The following is a 23,318-nucleotide window of genomic DNA, read 5'->3' as shown; positions in this document are numbered from 1 at the left end:
GTCGTTCAGGCTGCGGCCTGGGCGCTCGCATTGAGCGGGATCTCGACGTCGATCTCCAGAATGGTGCAGTGTTCGTCGCGATCCATCTTTACCGTCACACGGTCGGCGTCCAGCTGGACGTGCTTGGCGATGACGGCCAGAATTTCCTCGCGCAGCACGGCGACCAGATCGGTGCCGACAACCATGCGTTCATGAGCAAGCAGTACCTGGAGACGCTCGCGGGCCGCGGGCGCCGATTTCGGCCTGTTGAAAAGGCGGAACATGTTCATGCGGCCTTCCTTCCGAAGATCTTGCCGAAGAGACCGCGCTTTTCGCCCGGGATGGTCATTGGCAGGACCTCGCCGGCGAGACGCCGCGCGGCATCGAAATAAGCCTGGGCCGGAGCGCTCTTGGCGTCGGCCAGCGTCACCGGTGCACCGATGTTGGAGGCGCGCAGCACATCCATGCTTTCCGGAATGATGCCGATCAGCGGGATCGACAGGATTTCCAGAACGTCGTCCACCTTCAGCATGTCGCCACGCTCGGCACGGTTGACGTCGTAGCGGGTCAGCAAAAGATACTTTTCCATCCGCTCGCCGTTTTCGGCCTTGAGCGTCTTGGAATCGAGAAGACCGATGATGCGGTCGCTGTCGCGCACCGAAGAGACTTCCGGATTGGTGACCACGACGGCCATATCCGCATGGCGCATGGCAAGCGTTGCACCGCGCTCGATGCCGGCAGGGCTGTCGCAGATGATCCAGTCGAAGTAGCGCTTCAGATCGGCCATCACGCGCTCGACACCTTCGGATGTCAGGGCATCCTTGTCGCGTGTCTGCGAGGCGGGTAGCAGGAACAGGTTGTCGAGGCGCTTGTCGCGGATCAGGGCCTGCGGAAGCTTCGCATCGCCCTGGATGACGTTGACGAGGTCGTAGACGACCCGGCGCTCGGCACCCATGACGAGATCGAGGTTACGCAACCCGACATCGAAATCGACGACGACGACCTTTTCGCCGCGGCTGGCGAGCGCCGCGCCGAGGGCCGCGGTCGAGGTCGTCTTGCCGACCCCTCCCTTGCCCGAAGTCACAACTATGACTTTCCCCATACCAATCTCTCCTGTGTCCTGCCGGCCCGTTATCATTTGCTTTTTTTCATTTCTTAACTGAGCGTTTCTGCCATGATGATGTCGCCGTCGAGCCAGAGCTGGACCGGCTGCCCGCGAAGGCTTGCGTCCATGTCCTCGGCCATCTTGTAGATGCCGTCGATCGCGACCAGTTCGGCCTCGAGCTTGCGGCAAAAGATCCGCGCCGTTGCATTCCCCAATGATCCAGCCATGACTCGGCCGCGTATTGCGCCGTAGACATGCACCGAACCGCCAGCAATCACTTCGGCACCGGAGGCAACCGAACCGATAACGGTCACGTCACCTTCCGCGAAGATGACCGACTGACCGGAGCGAACCGGCTCGTTGATCACCAGCGACTGGATGACCGGCCGGACCTCGGCAACCTTGATCGGCTCGTTGCGGAGCTGACTGTCGGTATCCGTTTCCGGCTGCTTGGCACCTTGCTTGGTAGCAACGCCAACTTGTCCGGAGCTTTCTTCAGCCGACTTATCGCTTGCCTTGTCCGGGATTTCGAAATCGGATGCAGCCTTGCCGCCCCGCATCGCCGGCGGCATGCCGGGGCCAAGCATCGACGGGCGAGCGCCTTCGATACCCATGATCCGGACATTGCGTTCGGCCAGCTGTTCGAGCAGGTCCTTCAGCTCGATCTTGTCGATCGAGACCTCGGAAATATCGAGCACGACCGGCCGGTCGAGAAAGAAGCCGGCCGAGCGGGCTGCCAGATCGTCAAGGCGCGAGAGCCAGTTGTCGAGCGGCAGATCGGGGGACAAGACGACCGCCAAAAACGAGCGGCCCTTGATACGGATTGAGCGAGCGTCTGTTAGCACTTTGGTCATCTACGTAAACAAATCGTTGACGTTAGATGTAGCGCCGGGGTGGTTAACAAAAGGTTAACGCACCCCTTCAAAGCTTTAACGAAGACCCTTTCTACGGCAATTTCAGGCCGGCCGTTTCGGCAGCCTCGATCGCCTCGTCATAGCCGGCATCCGCATAGCGGATAATGCCGAGCGAGGTGTCGTTGGTGATCGAATGTTCAAGCCGTTCGGCGGCTTTTTCCGTCCCATCGGCAATGATCGTGACACCGGCAGATGTCATGTAACCCGCATAGCCGCCGCCGCCCGAATGGATAACGACAAGGTCCGCCATCGACGCGCACATCGTCATCGCGTTGATCAGCGGCCAGTCAGCGATCGCATCCGATCCGTCCTTCATGTTTTCGGTCATGATATTGGGATGCGCCATGGCGCCGGCGTCGAGATGGTCGCGCGAAAACGCGATCGGCCCGGCAAGTTCGCCGCTTGCGACCAGCGCGTTCACGGCCAACGCGAGCTTCGTGCGCTCGCCATGCCCGAGCCAGGCGATGCGCGCCGGCAGGCCCTCGAAGGGCACGTTTTCGCGCGCCAGCCGTATCCAGTTGGTGACGATGAAATTATCCGGGAAAAGCTCGAGCACGAGATCGTCGATGCGGGCGATATCGCTATCTTCGCCCGATAGCGCCATCCAGCGAAAGGGCCCGATCGCCTTGCTAAACAGCGGCCGCAGATAGGCTTCGGTGAAAATCGGAATATCGAACGCGTTGGCAACGCCACCTTCCCGCGCCTGGGTGCGGATGAGGTTGCCGTTGTCGAACACTTCCGCACCCCGTTCCTGCAGGGCCAGCATGGCGCGGACATGATCGGCAATCGAGGCGCGGCTCGCGGCCATCAACTGGCCCTGGCCTTCCTTGCGTAGCCGGCGGACTTCGTCAAGGCTCATCCCCTTCGGGACATAGCCATAGACCAGATCGTGCGCCGAGGTCTGGTCGGAGACGATATCGGGCACGATGCCGCGCTTGACGATCTGCGGGTAGATGTCGGCGGCATTGCCGACGAGACCGATCGAGACAGCGCGTTTGTCACGAACTGCCGCATCGATCATCGCAAGCGCCGTATCGAGATCCGGCGCGACCTCATCGAGAAACCCGATCTCGCGGCGCTTGGCGACCCGTTCCGGATCAATATCAACCACCAGGATCGCAGCGCCCGCCATGCGACCGGCGAGCGGCTGCGCGCCGCCCATGCCGCCGAGACCTGCCGTCAGGATGAAGCGACCGGCAAGCGAGCCGCCGAAACGCTTCTCGGCGATCCGCATGAAGATTTCATAGGTGCCCTGAATGACACCCTGGCTGCCGATATACTGCCACGCCCCGGCCGTCAGCCCGCCCCAGCAGATCAGCCCCTTTTCCTGCAACGCGTAGAAATACTCGGCCTTCGCCCACTGCCCCACGATGTTGCAATTGGCCATGATGACGAGCGGCGCCTTGTCATGGGTCTTGAGCAACCCGACCGGCTTGCCGGACTGGATGATCAGCGTCTGATCCTCGTCCATCGTCTTCAGTGCTCTAACGATCGCCTCATGCGCCGCCCAGTTGCGCGCCGCCTTGCCCAGCGCCGCATAGACGATCAAATTGTCCGGATCCTCGCCGACTGAAAGCACGTTTTCCAGAAGCCGCAGCAGAGCCTCCTGCCGCCAGCCCTTTGCGCGCAGCTCAGGCCCGCCGGGGATCGGGAAGTTCGGATGGCGCGGGTTGGGCTTTGGCATGTGGGTCGTGTCCTCTTTGATGTCGGGGACTTTGCCCCTCACCTGTTGTCTCGTCGCGTTGCTGCGCTGCGTGCTCCCTCATCCGGCTGCCGCCACCTTCTCCCCGCTCGCGGGGAGAAGGGTCAATGCCGCACGCTCCCCGCCCCGATCGAGGCACGTCCCCTCTCCCCGCAAGCGGGGAGAGGGTTAGGGTGAGGGGCAAGCCAAACCCCCTCTGGCCTGCCGGCCATCTCCCCCACGAGGGGGGAGAGGACGTGTGGCACCATCTCGCCCCAAAAAGGCTGTGACGGTGCGGCAGGTTAAGCCCCTCCCCCTTGTGGGGAGGGGTTTGGGGCGGGGTCTTTCCGACCCTACCCCAGCGCATAATCCGCAATACTGATCCCCAGTGCCGTCTCGCAGATCGGGTAGACCGACGGATCCTTGACACTGGACGACAGCGGAATGAGCGTCTTTGGCACATGCAGTAGAAACACCCGCATGCCGACCCGCAACTGACCGACGCTCATCGGTTCGCCCTGCGGAGACAGCGTCGAGATGATATCCGGGAAGGTCGCGAGACGGTTTCCGCCAGCGTCATCCACCGCCATGTATTCATTCATCACATGCAGGGTGATCGCCCTATCACCGGATCCGAGCGTGATGGTGCCCACGTCGAAGGCTTCCTTGGTATAGACGACCGATTTGGCGGTGACCTCCGCCTCGCCAATGATCGTACCGCCGGTGGTCCTGACGATCGCGTCGATGACGGCGGATCCACCCTTGGCATCGGCTTCGATGATCGCCTCGCCAAGCGTGAGAGCAAGACTGATGCCACCGAGAGCTGCATTGTCGCGCACGTAAGAAGCGCGCAGCGGATTGCGGCAGGAGGCGATGAAGCCGCCGGACATGTCCGAGGCGGTGCGAAGGATCGGCGAGACCTTGGCGGTGGCGCCGCGCACGACGAGTTCGATGTAGCGGTTTTCCGCCCGGTTGCCGCCGACTGCCGTCTGGATCATCTGTTCGGGCGAATTCGCCATGCCGATCGAGCCCATGTCGCCGGTCGGATGGGCGCGCACGTCGCCCACGGCATCGAGCACCTTGGTCCCGAGGATGGCCGATGGCAGCCAGCCGTTGAGCGTCGAGGATTTGCCGTTCTGGCCGATCATCAGCGCCGCAACCTTTTCGCCGAGCGCATCCTGCAGCAGCTGCACGGCCTTGACGTAGTCGATGCCCTGCATTTCCCAGGCGGTGGTCGAGGCCGGTGCGCCGATCGCGGCAGCCGTCGCCACCCAGTCGTCGTCGGAAAGCTCGTCGATCGTCACGAGTTCGGGCCTGCCGACCGAGACGGCCGCATAGCCGAGCATGCGGCCGTGATCCGACCAGCCGCCGCCGCCCGCCGCATAGACCGAGCCGCCGCGAACCGCCGCCTCGACATCCTTCTCCGTCAGTATGCGACCCATCCCGGTTTTCCCTCTATCTTTTGTCCAGTTCCAGCACCGCTTCGAAGAGAACGGCAGCGCCCAGCGCGATATCGTCGTTGTCAGACCATTCTTCCGCCGCGTGACTGCGGCCATCCTTGCTGGCAATGAAGATCATCGCAGCCGGCGCCACCTTGGACAGAAACGCCGCATCGTGACCGGCGCCCGACACCATCGGCCGGCTGGTCGCGCCGATCCGCTGCGCACTTTCGGCAAGCACACCGGTCACCATGTCCGACATCGGCGTCGGCGCCGCATGCGACACCCGCCGCGGGTCGGCGATCGTCACGCTGCGCTCCGAGGCCGTCTGTGCACAAAGCGCGGTGACGGAAGCGACGAATTCGTCCATCACCGCGTCATCGACGGCGCGCGCATCGATCAGCATGCGGACATGCGAGGGGATGACATTGGCGGCGTTCGGCTCCATCGAGAACTCGCCGACGGTGCCGGCAAAATAGCTTTTGCCCGACGCAAGCTCCCGGGCGATCTCTTCGATGCCGAGCACGATGATCGATGCGGCCCCCAGCGCATCATAGCGTGCATTCATCGGGGTGGTGCCGGCATGATCGGCACGGCCTTCCACCAGGATTTCGAAACGGGAAATGCCGGTGATGGCGCCGACGATGCCGATATCGACGTTTTCGCGCTCCAGCACCGTGCCCTGCTCGATATGCAGTTCGAGGAAGGCTTTGATATCGGTGCGCGTGAATACGGTGTCCGGATCGCCGCCGACCTGACGGATGCCGTCTGCGAGCGTGACACCATCGGTGCTGCGCTCCAGCCATTCGGGCGGCCGAACGCCGGTCATGCCGCGGCTGCCGATGCAGGACACACCGAAGATCGAGACTTCCTCGGCGAGAAAATCGACGATTTCCAGATCGTGTTCCAGCGCGATGCCGGCATCCTTGAGCGAACGCGCCACTTCGAGACCAGCAATCACCCCGGCAATGCCATCGAACCGGCCGCCGTTCGGCACCGTATCCGAATGCGACCCGAGCATGATCGTGCCCTTGCCCTCCACCGTTCCCTTGCGGCGCCCGGTCATGTTGCCGGCGGCATCGATCTGCGTCTCGAGGCCCGCCTCGCGAAAGATCTTTTCGACGTAGGCGCGGCCTTTGAGAAACATCGGCGTGAAGGCACGGCGCGTCCAGGGCCGGTCCGGCTCGGTTATTGCTGCCAGCGCTTCGATATCGGCTGCGATCCGGTCGGTGTTGACGGCGAGATTGGATGTCATGCGATCAAAAATCCTGAAGTGAAAGGTTGGCCTGGGGCCGCACAAACCGGCCGTTGCCGGGCTGCGCCAGCACCGTCGATCCGTCATAGGCGAGTGCGCCGCGAAGATAGGTTCCGGCCACCTTGTAGGGCAAGGTCATTCCGTCATAGGGCGACCACCCGACAACGTTGTTGCCGGTCTTCGATGCGTCGAACACATGCTCTTCCGCCGTCAGCACCGCGATATCGGCGTGCTTGCCGACTTCCAGCGCGCCCTTGACGTGATCGATGCGGAAATGCCGGGCGGGATTGAGCGCCATCAGCCTCGCGGCCCAGGTGAGTGACACACCGCGTTCGAGTGCGCCCTTGATAAACAGCGGCACCATGGCTTCGAGACCCGGCAGGCCGGAGGCATTGGCAAGCATGTCCGGATTGGTCTTGCGGTCGAGCGACCAGCTGACGTGATCGGTGGAGAGAAGCGTGACATTGCCGGCCGCCAGATGTCGCCAGAGCTTTTCCACCTCCGCCCGCGGCCGGATCGGCGGATTGCATTTCGACTTGCCGCCGAGCCGTCTCGCATCGATTTCCTGGTCGAGCGTCAGGTAATGGATCAGGCACTCGACCGTGGCGCGATGCCCCTGCGCGCGGTAACCGGCGGCGATCTCGTAACCGCGACCGAGCGAGCAGTGCACCACATGGGCCGGACAGCCGGTGGCCGCACCGATCTCGTAGATCTCGGTCATCGCCAGAAGCTCGGTCAGTGGAGGACGCGACATTTCGTGGGCACGGTAATCGGTAATGCCGGAGACCTTCACCTCAGCCATCGCCCAGCGGACATATTCGTCGTTCTCGTTGTGGACGCCGGCCGTCAGGCCGGTTGGCGCGATCGCAGCAAAGCACTCGGCCATCAGCGGCGCAAAGATGCGCGGAAAGCGCTTCGGGTCTGTCCCGAACGTCGAGAACTTGAAGGCCGCGACACCGGCTTCCACCTGTTCGCGGATGCGCACCGCGCCCTCCTGCGGATCGACCGTGCCATAGAGCGCGAAATCGACCCTGGCCTGCGTCTCCGCATGGGCCGCCTTGCGGCGCACCGCATCGGCCGAGCAGACGAGATTGCCCTCGTCATAGGGCATGTCGACGATGGTGGTGACGCCACCGGCAGCAGCCGAGCGGGTCGACCAGATGAAATCCTCCTGGTTCTTCTGGGAAAGCGAATGCACCTGCGCATCCACAGCACCCGGAAGGATCAGCGATGCGCCGAGATCGTGGCTTTCGCGGGCGGACGGCATCTGGCCCTGACCAACAGCCGCAACCAGACCGTCGCGGACTGCCACATAACCTTGGGGAACGATGCGGTCGGCAAGGACCAGCGTGCCTTTCAGAACAAGATCGAAATCCGACATCGGCCTGTCTCCTTGAAGCCTTGAAGCCTTGAGCCCTTGAGCCTTGAGGCGCGCGTTCGATCGGAACCGCTTGGGAGGGCAGACTAGGAGAATTTGATGGGCAGAGGGATATCCCATATCGTGAACGCACGATATCATTGCTGTCATCCTCTTATATGCTCACCCGGAAGCCGCCATGGACCTTGCCTCGCTGCTGATCGCCCATCATGTGCTGGCCTTGGGCGGCATCCGTGAAACGGCGAAGGTGCTGGATCGGCCCGTCTCCAGCGTCTCCGCCGCGCTGGCGCGGCTGCAGTTTCATATTGCGACGCCGCTGACGACGACATCAGGCAACCGCATCCAGCCCACGCTTGAAGGCGTCAGGATCGGTCGCGATCTGCAGCGTGCGGCCATGCTCGTTGGCGAGCTCTCGGGTCTCGGCGACAAAGACGGCTCGCCCGAAGACGGAGCCCGGCTTTCCGTACCGCTTCTGGCGCTGCAGCGTTTCCTCGTGGTCGGCCGCAGCGGCAGCATAAGGCGGGCGGCGCAGGAGATCGGCATCGGCCAGCCGCAACTGACGCGGCAGATCCGCAGTCTTGAGCGGGATCTCGGCCTTCCCCTTCTCGACCGGGCAGCCGCCGGCGCTGTTCCCAATGCGAGCGGGCAACGGGTGATCGCTCTCGGAGAAGAGCTCGAAGCGATCTGGCTGAAGATTTCAGACCATGCGGGTGACCGGTTCCGGCGTGCCGCATCGACGACCCGCATCGGTTCCGTGACGCCGCTTGGACGCGAAAGCCTGATTGCCCGGATCCTCGCAAAGCTCGCCGCCGACTGGCCGAAGCACATGCCGCGACGGCCGCTCTATATTTCCAGCACCAATGCCGAGGAGCTGCTGTCCGGCATTACCGACCGGACCTACGATCTCGTGCTGGTCGACACGCTCGACATGCCGCCCGGCGTCGAACACCGGGTGATTTCGCGCAGCGGACTTGCCATGGTGGGAGCAGCCGACGTGATCGCTGACCATCGTGGCGACCTGCGGCAATTGCTGCTGCGCCATCCAATCGCGCTGCCGAGCCTGAAAAGCGGGTTGCGGCAGAAATTCGGGTTGCTGACCGAGGACATCCTGACCCCGGACGAACGGGCGGCACTGACCTTTGTCGAAATCGATTCCATTCCCGTCATCGCCAATCTGGTCAGCGATCACGGTTATATCGCGCTTCTTCCGCTCTGGGCCATTCCGCAGCCGGACGAGCGGATGGCGGCCATCGCGCTTCCCAAGGCCTACGACATGCATCTGTCACTTGCCTGGAAAAAGGGCGCGGCCGTCGAGACGATTGCCCGCACGGCCGAACACATTCTGGGCTCGATGACTTTTCCGGTTACAGGACGAAATCCACCAGCAGCTTGATGTTGAGGGCGCCGATGACGATGGCGATCAGCCAGGCAAAGGCGCGCAGCCAGAGCGGCGCGACGAACACGCCCATTTTGCGCTTGTCGGACGTGAACATCACCAGCGGGAAGACTGCGAAGGACAGTTGCAGGCTGAGCACGACCTGCGTCAGGATCAGAAGCTCCGCCGTGCCGCCATCGCCATAGAGTATGGTGACCGCTGCCGCCGGGATGATGGCGATGCCGCGGGTGATCAGCCGCCGCACCCAGGCTGCCAGCCGGATATGCAGGAACCCTTCCATGACGATCTGGCCCGCCAAGGTCGCTGTAACCGTGGAATTCAGGCCGCAGCAGAGGAGTGCGATCCCGAACAGCGTCGGCGCGATGGCATAGCCGAGAACCGGTGAGAGAAGATTGTGCGCGTCGCCGAGTTCCGCCACCGCCGTATGGCCGTTGGCATGAAAAGCGGCGGCCGCCAGAATGAGGATCGATGCGTTGATCAGAAGCGCGAACATCAAGGCGACGGTGCTGTCGATCGTCGCGAACTTGATCGCCTCCCGCTTCTCCTCGACGCTATCCCCGTAATTGCGGGTCTGGACGATGCCGGAATGCAGATAGAGGTTATGCGGCATGACGGTGGCGCCGAGAATACCGAGCGCCAGATAGAGCATGTTGGGATTGGTGACGATCTCGGTGGTCGGCGCAAAGCCGCGAATGACCTCGCCCCAGTTCGGATCGGCCATGGCGATCTGGATGGCGAAACAGGCGGTAATGACGCCCAGCAAGCCGATGACGAAGGCTTCCAGGAACCGGAAGCCGAGCTTCTGGAGGTAGAGAATGAGGAAGACGTCGAGCGCGGTGATGAGAACACCGATCTCCAGCGGGATCCCGAAGATCAGGTTGAGACCGATCGCGGTGCCGATCACCTCTGCAATATCGGTGGCGATGATGGCGATTTCGGCAAACAGCCAGAGCATGTAGGCGACGGGACGCGGGAATGCGTCGCGACAGGCCTGGGCGAGATCGCGGCCGGAAGCGACCGCCAGCCGGGCGCAGAGCGATTGCAGCACGATCGCCATGATGTTCGACAAGAGTGCGACCGACAGGAGCAGGTAACCGAACTGCGAACCGCCGGCGAGCGACGTCGCCCAGTTGCCCGGATCCATGTAGCCGACGGCGACGAGATAACCCGGACCGAAGAACGCGAACGCCCGCCGGAGCTTCGATCCCTGTCCGCGCACCGGGATCGAGCGATGAACATCCATCAGCGAGGCATCACCGCCGCTTTTGAGCCAGCCGCTGGAATTCATTCGGGATCGGATATCCATCGTCGATCGTGCTCTCGTTGTTGCAATTGCAATTCATTCGCACATAAAGATCGTAGTTGCAAATTATTCGCAATAAGAAATCCGGAAACAGGGAAACTGTTCCGCGCAGCTTCACATTTTGCGAAACAGCAGTATTTCGGCCATGCTGGGGAGATCTGGTTGCTTCGCGAAACGTGGAGCAGAACCAGTTGATCGGAGAATGACATGGCGCAGGATAACGGCATCCGCGAGAACGAGGTTCAGGTCACGCCGCCGGAGGCGAACGATGCGGGGCTGATCTTCATCGGACGCATTTCGACCCCCTGGACCGCACGCAGCGAAACGCCGCGTCAGGGCAGCCATACCGGACCGATTTGCCGGATCGAGATATTCGAGCCATGGGTTGCGGCCCTGAAGGGCGTCGAGACATTCGAGAGGCTGGAAATTCTCTACTGGCTGCACCAGGCGCGCCGCGATCTGGTTCTGCAGAGCCCCGCCAGCAGCGGCAAGGTGCACGGCACATTCTCGCTGCGCTCTCCTGTCCGGCCGAACCCGATCGGGACGTCGATTGTGGTTCTCGAAGGCATCGAGGGCAATGTGCTTCTGGTGCGCGGCATGGATTGCCTCGACGGCACGCCGCTTCTTGATCTCAAGCCCGACCGGAGCCTGTTCAAGCCGATCGTGTCGCCGCAGCCAGGCGAAGCCGAGCCTGACAGTAATGCACCGACGGCGCATTACTGTCAGAAGGCGTGAGAAATCAGCCCTTCAGAGCCGGGCTGAAACGGATCAGGCTGAGGATTTCGAACAGCATCTGAGCGCCCGCATGGGCCGTGTTGGTGGTCGTATCGTATTGCGGCGCCACTTCGACGACGTCGCCGCCGACGAAGTTCAGACCCTTCAGCCCATGCAGGATATCGAGCGCCTGACGGCTCGTCAGCCCGCCGATCTCAGGCGTGCCGGTGCCGGGCGCATAGGCCGGATCGAGGCTGTCGATATCGAAGGACAGATAGGTCGGGCCATCGCCGACGATTTCGCGCGCCTTGGCGATAACGGCATCGATGCCCATCTTGCCGATCTCTTCGGCATGAATGACCGTCATGCCGCTTTCGAAGGAGAACTCCCACAGATATTCGGCCGCGCCGCGAATGCCGATCTGGATGACCCGCGTCGGATCAAGCACTCCGTCGAGAACCGCGTTGCGGAACGGGCCGCCATGGTGGAACTTGGTGAGATCGTAGGCGCCGCCCGTATCGCAATGGGCGTCGATATGGATCATCCCGACCGGTCGGTCGCGGCCGACCGCCTTGAGGATCGGATGCGTGATCGAATGATCGCCGCCGACCGACAAGGGGATCACGCCCGCATCGATCACCTTGTTGAAATGCGCCTCGATATCGTCATGGCTCATTTCCAGCCGGTAGCGGCTGCGAAACGGCACGTCGCCGATATCGGCCACCTTCATCTCGAAGGTCGGCGCAGTCTTGAGAACATGGTTATAGGGACCGACGCGCTCGATCGTGCGAAGCGCCCGCGGCCCGAAGCGGGAGCCCGGACGGTTGGTGACGCCGAGATCCATCGGCACGCCGATCAGCGCCACCTGAAGATCGCCGAAATCCGGATTGTCCGCATCGATGTGGACGAGCGGCGCATCGAGAAGCGTCGGAACGCCCGCATAGGGGGCCGACCGCGTGCCGCTTGCGGAAAAGATCCGGTCGGCGACGGCGCGAAATTCCGGATCATGGATGCTGCCGCCGTGGCCTTCGCCGTATTTCGCTCTCAGCTCTTCCAGCTTTTTCGTGTCGAACGTCATGTCGGTTTCTCCAGGTCTTTCTTAAAGCTCTGCGCGGGCCACTTCCAGCGCGTCGAAATGGTCCGATATCTCGGCGCCCGTGGCAATCCAGACATCGGTTCTGCTTTGCACATGCATGAGGAAATCGCGCAGCAGATGCCAGCGCATCGGCCGTCCCGAAACCTGCGGATGCAGGACCAGCGTCGTGACGCCGCCCCAGGCATGGGTCGCCTCGAATTCGTCAATCCACATCTGCAGCACCGCGTCGCGTCCGAAGATTGGCCGTGAACTGGTGCGGCTCGTCATGCCGAAATTCCAGTCGTCGAAGGCGAAATTGACCGGTATCTCGACCAGGCCGCGCTCGCCGCCATGATCCGCATGCCGGTAGGGCAGAATGTCGTCACGGAAGGAGCTGGAATAGCGCATGCCGGATTTCGAGAGATAGGCGAGCAGTTCCGGGAAATTCTCACCCGATGGCGCGCGGTAGCCGATCGGCCGCACGCCGAGCACCTGGTGCAGCGCCTCGTAGCCGCGATCGATTTCCTCGAAGGCCTCGTCGAGCTTGTCGCGGTCGGGCAGCTTGTGGAGATAGCCGTGATGGCCGATCTCGTGGCCGGCCTTGAGGATCGCTTCGCACTGGGCCGGATGCGCCAATGCCGTCCAGCCGGGAATGAAGAAGGTCGCCGGCAGCGACAGTTCATTCATCAGCGACACGATTTTCGAAATGCCGACGCGGGCATCGTAGCCGCCATGAGAGGTGGTCACCATGCGGTCGACATTGGAAGGGTTGTTGCCGATCCAGGCGGTTTCCGCGTCCACGTCGAAGCCGATGAAGACGGCGCTTTTCGCGCCGTTCGGCCAGACCATGTCGGGTGTGGCAGGCGCCGGATTGAGCGGACGGGGGGAAAGGTCGAAGGGCATTATAAAACCTCCGGTCGGGAAGAATGCAAAGCCGGGCCACCGCTGAACAGATAGCCCGGCTTCCGATGCAAAACGGACTGGTCCGCCGACCGTCCGGCCTGAAGGAGATCAGGCCGGAGGCACCCGTTCTGCGACACGTGAAAGATTACTTCTGGGCTTCGCTGTTGACGTAGATGCCGTCGAGGGCAGCCGATTCCAGGTTCCACTTGGCAAGGATCGTCTTGTATTCGCCGCTGGCCATCAGGGCCTTCATCGCGCCGATATAGGCGTCACGCAGTTCGGTGTCCTTCTTGGAGAAACCGATGCCCTGGTAGATGGCAGTGAACGGCGCGCCGATCGAAACATACGCACCCTTCTCGAGCGTCATCAGGTAGGGAACGGTTTCCGAACCCTGGACGGCGGCATCGACGCGGCCCTGCTTCAGCTGGGTGCGGGCATCGGCCGAACCTTCAGTGCCGACGACCTTGACGGCCGGCAGGCCCTTGGCTTCGCAGTTGGCAGCGCTCCACTTTGCCGTTTCGTCCGGGAAGGACGTGCGGCGGCTCATGCCGACATTCTTGCCGCAGAGATCGGTTTCGGACTTCAGTTCATCCTTGCGGGCCGCCGTCGTATAGAACTGGGCGCCGGACTTCATGTAGTCGACGAAATCGAGAGCGTCGCGGCGCTTCGGCAGATCGCTCATGCCCGAATGGATGATGTCGACGCGGCCGGTGGCAACCGACGGCACCATCTGTTCAAAGCCGATATCCGACCATTCGACAGTCACGCCGAGCTGCTTGGCAAGCGCCAGGCCGAGATCGATATCGAGGCCCATCAGCGTGTTGGTGGCCGGGTCCTTGTATTCCATCGGCGGATAGTTCGGCGTGTTGGCAACGACGATCTTGCCGGCGGTCTTGATACGCTCCGGCAGGGCCTGAGCTGAAACCGAGCTGGCCGCAGCAACGGCTGCGAGGGCGACGATTGCGAATGTCTTGGTCATGATATCCCCTGTTCTCTTGTTTTTGGTCGACTGGTTGAACGTGAAGGCGGTCAGTTATGGACTGCCCGGATGAATTCCGCGGTGCGCGCGCTTTTCGGCGCCGACAACACTTCCGAAGCAGGGCCGGTTTCGACGACCTTGCCCGCTTCCATGAACGTGACGGTGTTCGCAACGTTGCGTGCAAACCCCATTTCATGGGTGACGACGATCATGGTCATGCCGGACGCCGCCAGATCCCTCATCACGTCGAGCACTTCAGACACCAGTTCCGGATCGAGCGCAGACGTCGGCTCGTCGAACAGGATGAGATCGGGCTGCATGCCCATGGCACGGGCGATCGCGACGCGCTGCTGCTGGCCGCCGGAAAGTTCTGAAGGGTAATGGTTCGCCTTGTCGGACAGGCCGACGCGGGCGAGAAGCGCAAGCGCATCCTCGCGCGCCTTGGCGACCGGCTGGCCGAGAACCTGGACCGGTCCTTCCATGACGTTTTCGACAGCCGTCTGATGCGGAAACAGGTTGAAGCGCTGGAACACCATGCCGATGCGGCGACGCTGGCGGGAAATTTCCTTGTCCGCCAGTTCATGCAGGTTGTCGCCTTCGCGGCGATAGCCCATCAGCTCGTCATTGACCCAGATGGCACCTTCGTCCATCCGCTCCAGAAGGTTGATGCAGCGCAGGAACGTGCTCTTGCCGGAGCCGGAGGGTCCGACGATGCAGGCGACTTCGCCGCGCCGGACTTCGAGGCTGACCTTGTCGAGCGCCTTGAACGCATCGAAGCTCTTGGTGACGTCGATTGCCTTGACCAGAATATCTTTCGTCATGTCCAACCTCACATCGATGCTCTGATAGACTTCGATCCGCGCCCGTAATAGCGCTCGATGCGCTGCTGGATGACGGACAGAACGGACACCACGACGAGGTACCAGAAGCTTGCCACCAGCAGGAGTTCGAGAACGCGGGTGTTGGCGTAGTAGATGACCTGCGCATTGTGTAGGATTTCGGAAAACTGGATGACGCTGGCAAGCGAGGTGAGCTTGACCATGCCGATCACCTCGTTGCCGACAGGCGGTACCATGACGCGCATGGCCTGCGGCAGAACGATGCGGCGCAGCATCTTCATCTGCGTCATGCCGATCGTGCGGGCAGCCTCGTACTGGCCGCTATCGACCGACAGAAGACCGCTTCGCACCACTTCCGACGTGTAGGCGCCCTGCTGGATACCAAGACCGAGCATCGCCGCCACAAACGGCGTCATGATATCGACGGTGCGGAATTCGAACAGGCCGGGAATGCCGAGCGTGGGGAAGATCAGCGCCAGATTGAACCACAGCATCAGCTGCAGCAGTGCCGGCGCGCCGCGGAAGATCCACAGATAGCCGATCGCGATCCACGACAGGACCGGATTGCCCGAGATCCGCATGATGGCGATGACGACGCCGAGCACGATGCCGATCGCCATGGCAGCAACCGTCATGACCAGCGTGTTGACGAGGCCCTGCAGAATGACGGGCGCAAACAGGAAGTCGCGCACATAGGACCATTCGATCTGGCCGACGCTGAAGGCGCGGATAAGCGCTGCCATCAGCAGAATGACGATGCCGGCGGCCACATTGCGGCCGATATGCCGCTTCGGCACCAGCTTCAGATGGGCGACCTCGTATTTTGCGCTGTCGTCTACAGCAACGGTCGTGGGTGCGCTCATCGTGTGCCAGCCTCCGCAGAGTTTGCGGCAACAGCCGTCTTTGCGCCGATCTCTTCCAGCGCGAACTGACGGCGGGCGTCGATTGCTACCTCGAACCGGCGGATCTGGTCGCGCACCGCAGCGGGTGCCGTGCAGCCGTAACCGGTGCGGCTGGCAAGCGCATGTTCGAGCGTTATCGCTTCGAGCAGGCCGGGGCCGAGGCGCGGATCGATCTTCGGCAGATCTTCGACGGTCAGCCCTTCAAGATCATGGCCGCGCTCTTCGCAGTAGCGCACCACAGCGCCGGTGATTTCGTGGGCTTCGGCAAAGGTGACGTTCTGGCTGACCAGCCAGTCGGCCACTTCCGTTGCGAGCGTAAAGCCGCGCGGCGCTTCTGCCCTGAGCTTCTCGACGTCGAACTCAAGCGTCGCGACCATGCCGGCAAAGGCGGGAAGGATGAGCTGCAGCGTATCGATCGTCTCGAACAGGACCTTCTTGTCCTCGGCAAGATCGCGGTTATAGGCGAGCGGCATTGCCTTCATCGTGGCAAGGAAGCCGGTGACATTGCCGATCAGCGTGCCGGACATGCCGCGCGTCAGCTCTGCGATATCGGGGTTCTTCTTCTGCGGCATGATCGACGAGCCGGTGGAATAGCTGTCATGCAGGCGCACCCAGGAGAACTGCTTGGAGCTCCAAATGCAGATCTCTTCAGCCAGACGCGACAGGTTGACGCCGATCAGCGAGGCGATGAACAGGAATTCGGCGACGATATCGCGCGATGCGACCGAGTCGATCGAGTTTTCCGCAGCTGCTGAATACCCGAGCTCAAGTGCCGACAGGTCCGGCCGGTTGACGATGCCGGAACCGGCAAGCGCTGCCGCGCCGAGCGGCGACCGGTCGAAGCGGCGGTCGAAATCGCCAAAGCGCTCCAGATCGCGCAACAGCGACTGCGCATGCGCCATCAGGTGATGACCAAGCACGACGGGCTGCGCCGGCTGCAGATGGGTGAAACCGGGCATGACGGTTTCGACATGGCGTGCCGCCTGCTCGCGGATCGCGTCCTCGACGTCGATCAGGCCGGCGGAGAGCTCACGCGCCATGCGGCGGAGATAGAGACGGGTGTTGTTGGCGGTCTGGTCGTTGCGCGACCGACCGGCGCGCAGCTTGCCGCCGAGAGCGCCGAGACGGGCCATCAGCAGCCGCTCGAGAAACGTATGCACATCCTCATCGCCGGCTACAGGCGTTTCGCGGCCTGCCGCGACATCGGCCTCGATCGTGTCGAGCGTCGAGCGGATGGCCGAAAACTCGGCCGCATCGAGCACGCCGGCGCGCTTCAGTTCGGACGCATGCGCCCGGGAGCCGGCGATGTCTTCGCGATAGAGACGGAAATAGGAGGCAGGTGCCCGTGAAAGATTGGCCAGAGCTTCGGAAGGGCCGGACTTGAAACGTCCACCCCAGAGCTGTGCGGATGCCGACATGAGCAAACCCCTCTGTTCAGATAATGGGCAGGGATCCCATGTGCACCACGAATGGGCAAGCGAACTTATTTCCTTGGCCCTATGACAAAAACGACTAGCGCAAAACGGCGCGCTGGCGATAATGGATCGAACGCATCCCGACAAAACAGCGAGACCCTGATGGAGCAACGTCGCAGGCGCCTGCCGTCCACCGCATCGCTTCAGGTTCTGCTGGCGGTGGCCGAACGCGGATCGACGAGTGCTGCGGCGGAAACGACGGCGCTCTCCCAGAGTGCTGTCAGCAAGCAGCTGCTGGCGCTGGAGGAATTGATCGGCAGCCCCGCCTTCCTGCGCACGCCACGCGGCATGGTCGCGACCGAGGCCGGCCGCATCTATATCGATCACGCGCGCGTGGCATTGAAAGCCATGGAGGATGCGGCCCTGCTGGTCGCACGGCTGAAGCCCGGCCCGGGCGTGCTGCGCCTGCAGGTCCTGCCGATTTTCGGCGATCGCTGGCTGCTGCCGAAATTCCATCTGTTTGCGGAACAGCATCCTGACATCGAGGTGCAGTTCACGACCTTCATCTCGCCGTCGCAGTCTGAAGTCCCGGACGGCATTTTCGAGTTTGCGGCGACGCCACAACACCGAGACAACAGCACCTATCTCTTCGGTCAAGACGTGCTTCTGGTGAGCGCACCGAACTATTTCGCCAAGGCCGGAACGCCTTGTGACATCGACGACCTTGCCGAACACGTGATGCTCGAACATCCCCAGACGCCGTTTCACTGGCAACATTTTGTAGCTCATCACAACCGCGACGGGGCTACTGTTCGCCACATTACCCGCTTCGGCTATTACACGATGGTGATCCGCGCCGCACTTGCCGGCCAGGGCTTGGCACTGATCCCGCGCGGCCTGATCCTCGACGAGATAGCTACCGGCAGGCTCATCAATCCGGCCGGCCTCGGTTACCGGAGCGATTTCGGCTACTGGTTCAGTACGCCCCATATCCATTCCAGCCCGTCCATGCTGACATTCAAGACATGGCTGACCGCGCAGCTGGGACCTGAACTGGATCGCCCGTAACCGCGACTGTCCACAGCCAGATCTGGCACACCTGCCCCATGCCCGCACGCTTCTGTCGCAAAAAAGGACGGCACGAACAGTCGCGTCCAGAAATGGGAACAGCTTGTTCAGCCCTCCAGCGGTTCGCGCTGTGCGGTGCAGCATCGACGCGGTAGCCTGAAACAGGGAGCTCTGACGAAACGGAGGAGAAGACCAAAGGTCAACGTTTTTCAAACAGGAGACACTTTGATGACCAAAACCGTTTTGAACGCCCTTGGCGAAACTTTGTATTACAGCGGCACATCCAAAGCCTGGATTTCGGCGACGGGTGCCGGCACCGCACTCTCAGGCACAGCGGCCAATGACTCCATGTACGGCGACAGCGCCGTCAACGTGACCATGAGCGGCGGCGCCGGCGACGATGTCTATTATCTCTATTCCAGCATCAACCGGGCCGCTGAAGCGGCAGGCCAGGGCATCGACACGGTCGATACCTGGATGAGCTACACGCTGCCGGACAATATCGAAAACCTGCGCGTCACCGGTGACAACCGCTTCGCCTTCGGCAACGATCTCGACAACATCATCTCGGGCTCGTCCTCGCGCCAGACCTTCGATGGCGGTGCGGGGAACGACGTGCTGACCGGTGGCGGCGGGGCCGACACATTCATCGTCGCCAAGGGCAATGGCAGCGACCTGATCACCGATTTCAGTGCCGACGACAAGATCCGCCTCGATGGCTACAGCTTCACCTCCTTCGAACAGGTGGGCAACAGCCTGACCCAGGAAGGCGCCAATCTGCGGCTTGACCTCGGGGACGGCGACAGCCTCGTGTTTGCGGGCACGACAGCCGATGACCTGTCTGCCGACCAGTTTGCGCTCAGCCTCGACCGCTCGGTCCTGACGAAGACATTCGGCGACGAGTTCAACGCGCTTTCCCTGAATAACGGCACGAGCGGCACGTGGGACGCAAACTTCCACTGGGCGCCGGACCAGGGCAGTTCCCTGCCGACGAATGGCGAAAGCCAGTGGTACGTGAACCCGCTTTATTCGCCGACCGCCGGCTACAGCCCGTTCTCGGTCTCAAACGGAGCGATGACGATCACCGCCAAGAATACGCCGGATGCGATCTCGGACGCGGTCAACGGCTACGACTACGTGTCTGGAATGTTGAACACCCATTCGACATTCTCGCAGACCTACGGCTATTTCGAAATGCGCGCCGACATGCCGACCGACCAGGCGACATGGCCAGCCTTCTGGCTGCTGCCTGAGGATGGCTCATGGCCGCCGGAAATCGACGTGGTGGAAATGCGCGGCCAGGACCCGAACACGGTGCATGTTTCCGCGCATTCCAATGAGACCGGCAAGCAGACCACCCAGACCTCGGCGATCAGCGTTCCCAGCACCGAAGGCTTCCACACCTACGGCATGCTGTGGACCGAAGAGGAAATCGTCTGGTATTTTGACGACGTGGCGATTGCCAGCGCCGAGACACCGTCAGACATGCATGACCCGATGTACCTTCTGGTCAATCTGGCCGTCGGCGGCGCGGCCGGCAAGCCGGGTGATCTGTCCGGCGGAGCCAAGATGGTCATCGACTATATCCATGCCTACGAGATCAACGACGATGCAGCGCCTACGTCGTCGATCTCAAGCGCATCGGACGACGGCCTCGTATAGGCCGTCTGCTGCTGCCGCATGATGGCGGCCGCACCAAGCACCACGTCGGCCACCTGCAGCAACTGCTTGGCAAGCGGCGTCGAATTGCGCCAGATCATGCCGATGCTGCGGGCCGGTGGCGGTGAATCGAACCGCGAAATGGAGACCCGCGCCGAGCGGGTCTCGACCGGCACCGCCATTTCCGGAATGAGCGTAACGCCGATGCCGGCACCGACCATCTGCACCAGCGTCGACAGCGAGCTCCCCTCCATGATTTCCCGCGACAGGATCTCGCGCGGGCGGTTCGAACCGATGCCGCAGAAGGACAGCGCCTGATCGCGGAAACAATGTCCCTCCTCGAGAAGAAGAAGCCGCATTTCTTTCAGCGCATCCGGCTCCGGCACCGGTTTGTCGCCATCCTCCCGGCTGCGCACCAGCACGAATTCCTCGTCGAACAGTTTAAGCTCCGTCAGCGACGGCTCGGAGACCGGTAGCGCGACGATCGCCACATCGAGCCCGCCCTGCATGACTTCCTGGACTAGTTTGGTCGTCTGCGTTTCGCGGATCTCGACCCGGATGCCATCAAATGCCCGGTTGAGCTCGTTGATGACAGACGGCAGCAGATAGGGTGCCACTGTCGGGATGACACCGATGCGAAGCCGCGACAGAAACCGGTCGCGCGAGGCGCGCGAGAGATCGGCGAGTTCGTCGGCGGCTCGGACGATATCTCGCGCCCTGAGAGCAAAAAGCTCGCCGAACGCGGTCAGCCGGACGTCGCGCGTGCCCCGGTCGAACAGGGCCCGACCGACCTGATCCTCGAGTTCCTTGATCTGCATCGACAGTGCAGGCTGAGAGATGGCGCAGGCTTCCGCCGCCTTGCGGAAACTCGCGTCGCGCGCCAAAGCCTCGAAATAGCGGAGCTGTTTGAGAGTAAAATTGGTCATAAGGTGAAATTATCGCAACCATCAGGAAATCCAACTTAAATTTATCGAAATGTTCCTGTAGGACTTGAGACACCGGGTTGCGACACACAATCCTCCCCTTTTCATGCAATGCACGACAGACAATCTAAGGAGAATGTCATGGACACGAAAACTGACACTGCGGGCAAGTGTCCCGTTGCACATGGCCAGAACCCCCAGGGCAATACGCCCCGCGGTCGCTCGAACCGCGACTGGTGGCCAAGCCAGCTGAACGTTCAGATTTTGCATACCCACACGGCACTGGCCAACCCGCTGGGCAAGTCGTTTGATTATGCCGAAGAATTCAAGACGCTCGATCTCGACGCCGTGAAGCAGGACCTTCACGCGCTGATGACCGATAGCAAGGACTGGTGGCCGGCCGACTTCGGTCATTACGGCGGCCTGTTCATCCGCATGGCTTGGCACAGCGCCGGCACCTATCGCATCACCGACGGCCGCGGCGGCGCCGGCATGGGCCAGCAGCGTTTCGCACCGCTCAACAGCTGGCCTGACAACGTCAACCTCGACAAGGCCCGCCGCCTTCTGTGGCCGATCAAGCAGAAATACGGCAACAAGATCTCCTGGGCCGACCTGATGATCCTGACCGGCAACGTTGCGCTGGAATCGATGGGCTTCAAGACCTTCGGTTTTGCCGGCGGCCGCGCCGACGTGTGGGAGCCGGAAGAACTCTATTGGGGTCCCGAAGGCAGCTGGCTGGGCGACGAGCGCTATAGCGGCGAGCGCGAGCTGGCCGAACCACTCGGCGCCGTGCAGATGGGCCTCATCTACGTCAACCCGGAAGGCCCGAACGGCAACCCGGACCCGCTGGCGTCTGCCCGCGACATCAGAAGCACCTTTGCCCGCATGGCGATGAACGACGAGGAAACCGTGGCGCTGGTCGCCGGCGGCCACACGTTCGGCAAGACCCATGGCGCCGGCGATCCGTCGCTGGTCGGAACCGACCCGGAAGGCGGCGAACTGGAATCGCAGGGCCTCGGCTGGGCGAGCAAGCACGGCACCGGCATGGGCGCCGACACGATCGGCAGCGGTCTCGAAGTGACCTGGTCGCAGACGCCGACCCAGTGGAGCAACTACTTCTTCGAAAACCTGTTCGGCTTTGAATGGGAACTGACGAAGAGCCCTGGTGGTGCCCACCAGTGGCAGGCCAAGAACGCCGACGCTTCGGTGCCCGACGCTCACATTCCCGGCCGCAAGCATGTGCCGACGATGCTGACGTCCGACCTGGCGCTGCGTTTCGACCCGATCTACGAGCCGATCTCGCGCCGCTTCCTCGAAAACCCGGCCGAATTTGCCGATGCGTTTGCCCGCGCCTGGTTCAAGCTGACCCACCGCGACATGGGACCGAAGGTTCGCTACCTCGGCCCGGAAGTGCCCGCCGAAGACCTGATCTGGCAGGACGTGATTCCGCCGGTCGATCATCCGCTGATCGACGATGCTGACATCGCCAACCTCAAGGAAAAGGTTCTGGCAACTGGTCTTTCCGTGCAGGAACTGGTGTCCACCGCTTGGGCTTCGGCGTCGAGCTTCCGCGGTTCCGACAAGCGCGGCGGTGCCAACGGTGCCCGCATCCGTCTGAGCCCGCAGAAGGACTGGGACGTCAACCAGCCGGAACAGCTTGCCAAGGTTCTCCGTCAGCTGGAAGACATCCAGACCGCCTTCAACACGGCCCATGCCGGCGCAAAGAAGGTCTCGCTTGCCGATCTGATCGTGCTGGCTGGTGCGGCCGGCGTTGAAAAGGCGGCGAAGGCTGCTGGTCACGATGTCGTCGTGCCCTTCTCGCCCGGCCGGATGGATGCCTCCGAGGCGCAGACCGACGCCCTGTCGTTTGCCGCACTCGAGCCCCGCATCGACGGTTTCCGCAACTACGTAAACGAAAAGCGCACGCAGTTCATGCAGGCGGAAGAAGCACTGGTCGACCGTGCCCAGCTTCTGACGCTGACGGCACCGGAAATGACCGTTCTGGTCGGTGGCCTTCGTGTTCTGAACGTCGGCACACCTGAGCACGGCGTGTTCACGACTGCCAAGGAGACGCTGACGAACGACTTCTTCGTCAACCTCCTCGACATGGGCACCGTCTGGGCACCTGTTGCCGGCGAGCGTGGCGTCTATGAAGGTCGCGACCGCAGCACCAGCGCGCAGAAGTGGACCGCCACCCGCGCCGACCTGATCTTCGGCTCGCATTCGCAGCTGCGCGCGATTGCCGAGATCTATGCCCAGGCCGATGCCAAGACGAAGTTCGTCAAGGATTTCGTGGCTGCATGGGTGAAGGTGATGAACGCAGACCGTTTCGACCTGCGCGCCTAAAAACAAACACGGCCGGACGCAACACCCGTTGCGCCCGGCCGAACT

The 23,318-nt window shown here is 62.3% G+C and carries 20 protein-coding genes; 5 read left to right on the top strand and 15 right to left on the bottom strand.

All coding sequences use genetic code 11. The annotated features are described in order from the left end of the window. Positions 1-5 precede the first annotated feature (5 nt). The 7 genes from minE to BLW69_RS01480 form a co-directional block, all read right to left on the bottom strand. Positions 6-269 (bottom strand): cell division topological specificity factor MinE, encoded by a 264-nt coding sequence (gene minE / locus BLW69_RS01510; RefSeq protein WP_062461607.1) that lies wholly within the window; start codon positions 267-269, stop codon positions 6-8. Continuing rightward, positions 266-1,081 (bottom strand): septum site-determining protein MinD, encoded by an 816-nt coding sequence (gene minD, locus BLW69_RS01505; protein WP_062461610.1) that lies wholly within the window; start codon positions 1,079-1,081, stop codon positions 266-268. Before minD ends, minE begins: the two co-directional genes overlap by 4 nt. A 53-nt stretch (positions 1,082-1,134) precedes the next feature. Then, the gene (minC, locus tag BLW69_RS01500) at positions 1,135-1,938 is read right to left on the bottom strand and encodes a septum site-determining protein MinC (protein WP_092659464.1); all 804 of its coding nucleotides are present in this window, start codon (positions 1,936-1,938) and stop codon (positions 1,135-1,137) included. Positions 1,939-2,029: 91 nt separating this feature from the next. After that, positions 2,030-3,682, bottom strand: a complete 1,653-nt coding sequence (locus BLW69_RS01495) for a urocanate hydratase (RefSeq protein WP_092659462.1) — start codon at positions 3,680-3,682, stop codon at positions 2,030-2,032. Positions 3,683-4,032: 350 nt separating this feature from the next. Beyond that, positions 4,033-5,121, bottom strand: coding sequence for a DUF917 domain-containing protein (locus BLW69_RS01490; RefSeq protein WP_092659460.1), 1,089 nt, complete (start codon positions 5,119-5,121; stop codon positions 4,033-4,035). A gap of 13 nt (positions 5,122-5,134) precedes the next feature. Next, the gene (locus BLW69_RS01485; protein ID WP_092659458.1) at positions 5,135-6,373 is read right to left on the bottom strand and encodes a Zn-dependent hydrolase; all 1,239 of its coding nucleotides are present in this window, start codon (positions 6,371-6,373) and stop codon (positions 5,135-5,137) included. A gap of 4 nt (positions 6,374-6,377) precedes the next feature. Beyond that, positions 6,378-7,754: a dihydroorotase gene (locus BLW69_RS01480; protein ID WP_092659456.1), complete on the bottom strand. Its 1,377-nt coding sequence runs from the start codon at positions 7,752-7,754 to the stop codon at positions 6,378-6,380. A 175-nt stretch (positions 7,755-7,929) separates the two neighbouring features. On the opposite strand from BLW69_RS01480, the gene BLW69_RS01475 reads away from it, so the two are divergent. After that, the gene (locus tag BLW69_RS01475) at positions 7,930-9,144 is read left to right on the top strand and encodes a LysR family transcriptional regulator (protein WP_092659454.1); all 1,215 of its coding nucleotides are present in this window, start codon (positions 7,930-7,932) and stop codon (positions 9,142-9,144) included. On the opposite strand, the gene BLW69_RS01470 is transcribed toward BLW69_RS01475, so the two are convergent. Next, positions 9,116-10,435, bottom strand: a complete 1,320-nt coding sequence (locus BLW69_RS01470) for an Nramp family divalent metal transporter (protein WP_062581848.1) — start codon at positions 10,433-10,435, stop codon at positions 9,116-9,118. The two genes, BLW69_RS01475 and BLW69_RS01470, sit on opposite strands and share 29 nt — an antisense overlap. A 222-nt stretch (positions 10,436-10,657) precedes the next feature. Here BLW69_RS01470 and tsaA point away from each other — a divergent pair, with 222 nt between their 5' ends. Beyond that, on the top strand, positions 10,658-11,185 hold the full coding sequence (gene tsaA, locus BLW69_RS01465) for a tRNA (N6-threonylcarbamoyladenosine(37)-N6)-methyltransferase TrmO (protein ID WP_092659452.1): 528 nt from the start codon (positions 10,658-10,660) through the stop codon (positions 11,183-11,185). A gap of 4 nt (positions 11,186-11,189) precedes the next feature. Here the strand turns inward: tsaA and speB are convergent, their stop codons facing one another. From speB to argH, 6 genes are all read right to left on the bottom strand, one after another. Continuing rightward, entirely contained in the window at positions 11,190-12,242 is a 1,053-nt protein-coding gene (speB, locus tag BLW69_RS01460; RefSeq protein ID WP_092659450.1) for an agmatinase, read from the bottom strand. Positions 12,243-12,263: 21 nt separating this feature from the next. Next, positions 12,264-13,142: a polysaccharide deacetylase family protein gene (locus tag BLW69_RS01455; RefSeq protein ID WP_092659448.1), complete on the bottom strand. Its 879-nt coding sequence runs from the start codon at positions 13,140-13,142 to the stop codon at positions 12,264-12,266. Between the two features lie 145 nt (positions 13,143-13,287). Further along, the gene (locus BLW69_RS01450) at positions 13,288-14,121 is read right to left on the bottom strand and encodes an ABC transporter substrate-binding protein (protein WP_062581841.1); all 834 of its coding nucleotides are present in this window, start codon (positions 14,119-14,121) and stop codon (positions 13,288-13,290) included. Positions 14,122-14,171: 50 nt separating this feature from the next. Beyond that, positions 14,172-14,942, bottom strand: coding sequence for an amino acid ABC transporter ATP-binding protein (locus BLW69_RS01445; protein WP_092659446.1), 771 nt, complete (start codon positions 14,940-14,942; stop codon positions 14,172-14,174). An 8-nt stretch (positions 14,943-14,950) separates the two neighbouring features. After that, positions 14,951-15,823, bottom strand: coding sequence for an amino acid ABC transporter permease (locus tag BLW69_RS01440; protein ID WP_092659444.1), 873 nt, complete (start codon positions 15,821-15,823; stop codon positions 14,951-14,953). After that, entirely contained in the window at positions 15,820-17,280 is a 1,461-nt protein-coding gene (gene argH, locus BLW69_RS01435) for an argininosuccinate lyase (RefSeq protein WP_092659442.1), read from the bottom strand. Before argH ends, BLW69_RS01440 begins: the two co-directional genes overlap by 4 nt. A gap of 159 nt (positions 17,281-17,439) precedes the next feature. Here argH and BLW69_RS01430 point away from each other — a divergent pair, with 159 nt between their 5' ends. Together BLW69_RS01430 and BLW69_RS01425 are read left to right on the top strand one after the other, a co-directional pair. Then, entirely contained in the window at positions 17,440-18,345 is a 906-nt protein-coding gene (locus BLW69_RS01430) for a LysR substrate-binding domain-containing protein (RefSeq protein ID WP_092659440.1), read from the top strand. 228 nt (positions 18,346-18,573) lie between these two features. Then, a complete protein-coding gene (locus tag BLW69_RS01425) occupies positions 18,574-20,007 on the top strand; it encodes an endo-1,3-1,4-beta-glycanase EglC (RefSeq protein WP_092659438.1) in 1,434 nt (477 codons plus the stop codon). Here the strand turns inward: BLW69_RS01425 and BLW69_RS01420 are convergent. Further along, positions 19,938-20,930, bottom strand: a complete 993-nt coding sequence (locus BLW69_RS01420) for a hydrogen peroxide-inducible genes activator (RefSeq protein WP_092659436.1) — start codon at positions 20,928-20,930, stop codon at positions 19,938-19,940. The two genes, BLW69_RS01425 and BLW69_RS01420, sit on opposite strands and share 70 nt — an antisense overlap. 138 nt (positions 20,931-21,068) lie before the next feature. Between BLW69_RS01420 and katG the strand changes: the two genes are divergently transcribed. Continuing rightward, positions 21,069-23,273: a catalase/peroxidase HPI gene (katG, locus tag BLW69_RS01415; protein WP_092659434.1), complete on the top strand. Its 2,205-nt coding sequence runs from the start codon at positions 21,069-21,071 to the stop codon at positions 23,271-23,273. Positions 23,274-23,318: the final 45 nt, after the last annotated feature.

It is taken from the genome of Rhizobium sp. NFR12 (assembly GCF_900108545.1).
In the GTDB taxonomy this organism is placed as follows: Bacteria; Pseudomonadota; Alphaproteobacteria; order Rhizobiales; family Rhizobiaceae; genus Neorhizobium; species Neorhizobium soli.
The sequence above is the reverse complement of the archived record's forward strand: the minus strand, read 5'-3'. Positions and strand labels throughout refer to the sequence as shown.

Bases quoted from the DNA above. Each gene is read 5' to 3' on its own strand.
- minE (WP_062461607.1), bottom strand. From the start codon at position 269: ATGAACATGTTCCGCCTTTTCAACAGGCCGAAATCGGCGCCCGCGGCC.
- minD (WP_062461610.1), bottom strand. From the start codon at position 1,081: ATGGGGAAAGTCATAGTTGTGACTTCGGGCAAGGGAGGGGTCGGCAAG.
- minC (WP_092659464.1), bottom strand. From the start codon at position 1,938: ATGACCAAAGTGCTAACAGACGCTCGCTCAATCCGTATCAAGGGCCGC.
- BLW69_RS01495 (WP_092659462.1), bottom strand. From the start codon at position 3,682: ATGCCAAAGCCCAACCCGCGCCATCCGAACTTCCCGATCCCCGGCGGG.
- BLW69_RS01490 (WP_092659460.1), bottom strand. From the start codon at position 5,121: ATGGGTCGCATACTGACGGAGAAGGATGTCGAGGCGGCGGTTCGCGGC.
- BLW69_RS01485 (WP_092659458.1), bottom strand. From the start codon at position 6,373: ATGACATCCAATCTCGCCGTCAACACCGACCGGATCGCAGCCGATATC.
- BLW69_RS01480 (WP_092659456.1), bottom strand. From the start codon at position 7,754: ATGTCGGATTTCGATCTTGTTCTGAAAGGCACGCTGGTCCTTGCCGAC.
- BLW69_RS01475 (WP_092659454.1), top strand. From the start codon at position 7,930: ATGGACCTTGCCTCGCTGCTGATCGCCCATCATGTGCTGGCCTTGGGC.
- BLW69_RS01470 (WP_062581848.1), bottom strand. From the start codon at position 10,435: ATGAATTCCAGCGGCTGGCTCAAAAGCGGCGGTGATGCCTCGCTGATG.
- tsaA (WP_092659452.1), top strand. From the start codon at position 10,658: ATGGCGCAGGATAACGGCATCCGCGAGAACGAGGTTCAGGTCACGCCG.
- speB (WP_092659450.1), bottom strand. From the start codon at position 12,242: ATGACGTTCGACACGAAAAAGCTGGAAGAGCTGAGAGCGAAATACGGC.
- BLW69_RS01455 (WP_092659448.1), bottom strand. From the start codon at position 13,142: ATGCCCTTCGACCTTTCCCCCCGTCCGCTCAATCCGGCGCCTGCCACA.
- BLW69_RS01450 (WP_062581841.1), bottom strand. From the start codon at position 14,121: ATGACCAAGACATTCGCAATCGTCGCCCTCGCAGCCGTTGCTGCGGCC.
- BLW69_RS01445 (WP_092659446.1), bottom strand. From the start codon at position 14,942: ATGACGAAAGATATTCTGGTCAAGGCAATCGACGTCACCAAGAGCTTC.
- BLW69_RS01440 (WP_092659444.1), bottom strand. From the start codon at position 15,823: ATGAGCGCACCCACGACCGTTGCTGTAGACGACAGCGCAAAATACGAG.
- argH (WP_092659442.1), bottom strand. From the start codon at position 17,280: ATGTCGGCATCCGCACAGCTCTGGGGTGGACGTTTCAAGTCCGGCCCT.
- BLW69_RS01430 (WP_092659440.1), top strand. From the start codon at position 17,440: ATGGAGCAACGTCGCAGGCGCCTGCCGTCCACCGCATCGCTTCAGGTT.
- BLW69_RS01425 (WP_092659438.1), top strand. From the start codon at position 18,574: ATGACCAAAACCGTTTTGAACGCCCTTGGCGAAACTTTGTATTACAGC.
- BLW69_RS01420 (WP_092659436.1), bottom strand. From the start codon at position 20,930: ATGACCAATTTTACTCTCAAACAGCTCCGCTATTTCGAGGCTTTGGCG.
- katG (WP_092659434.1), top strand. From the start codon at position 21,069: ATGGACACGAAAACTGACACTGCGGGCAAGTGTCCCGTTGCACATGGC.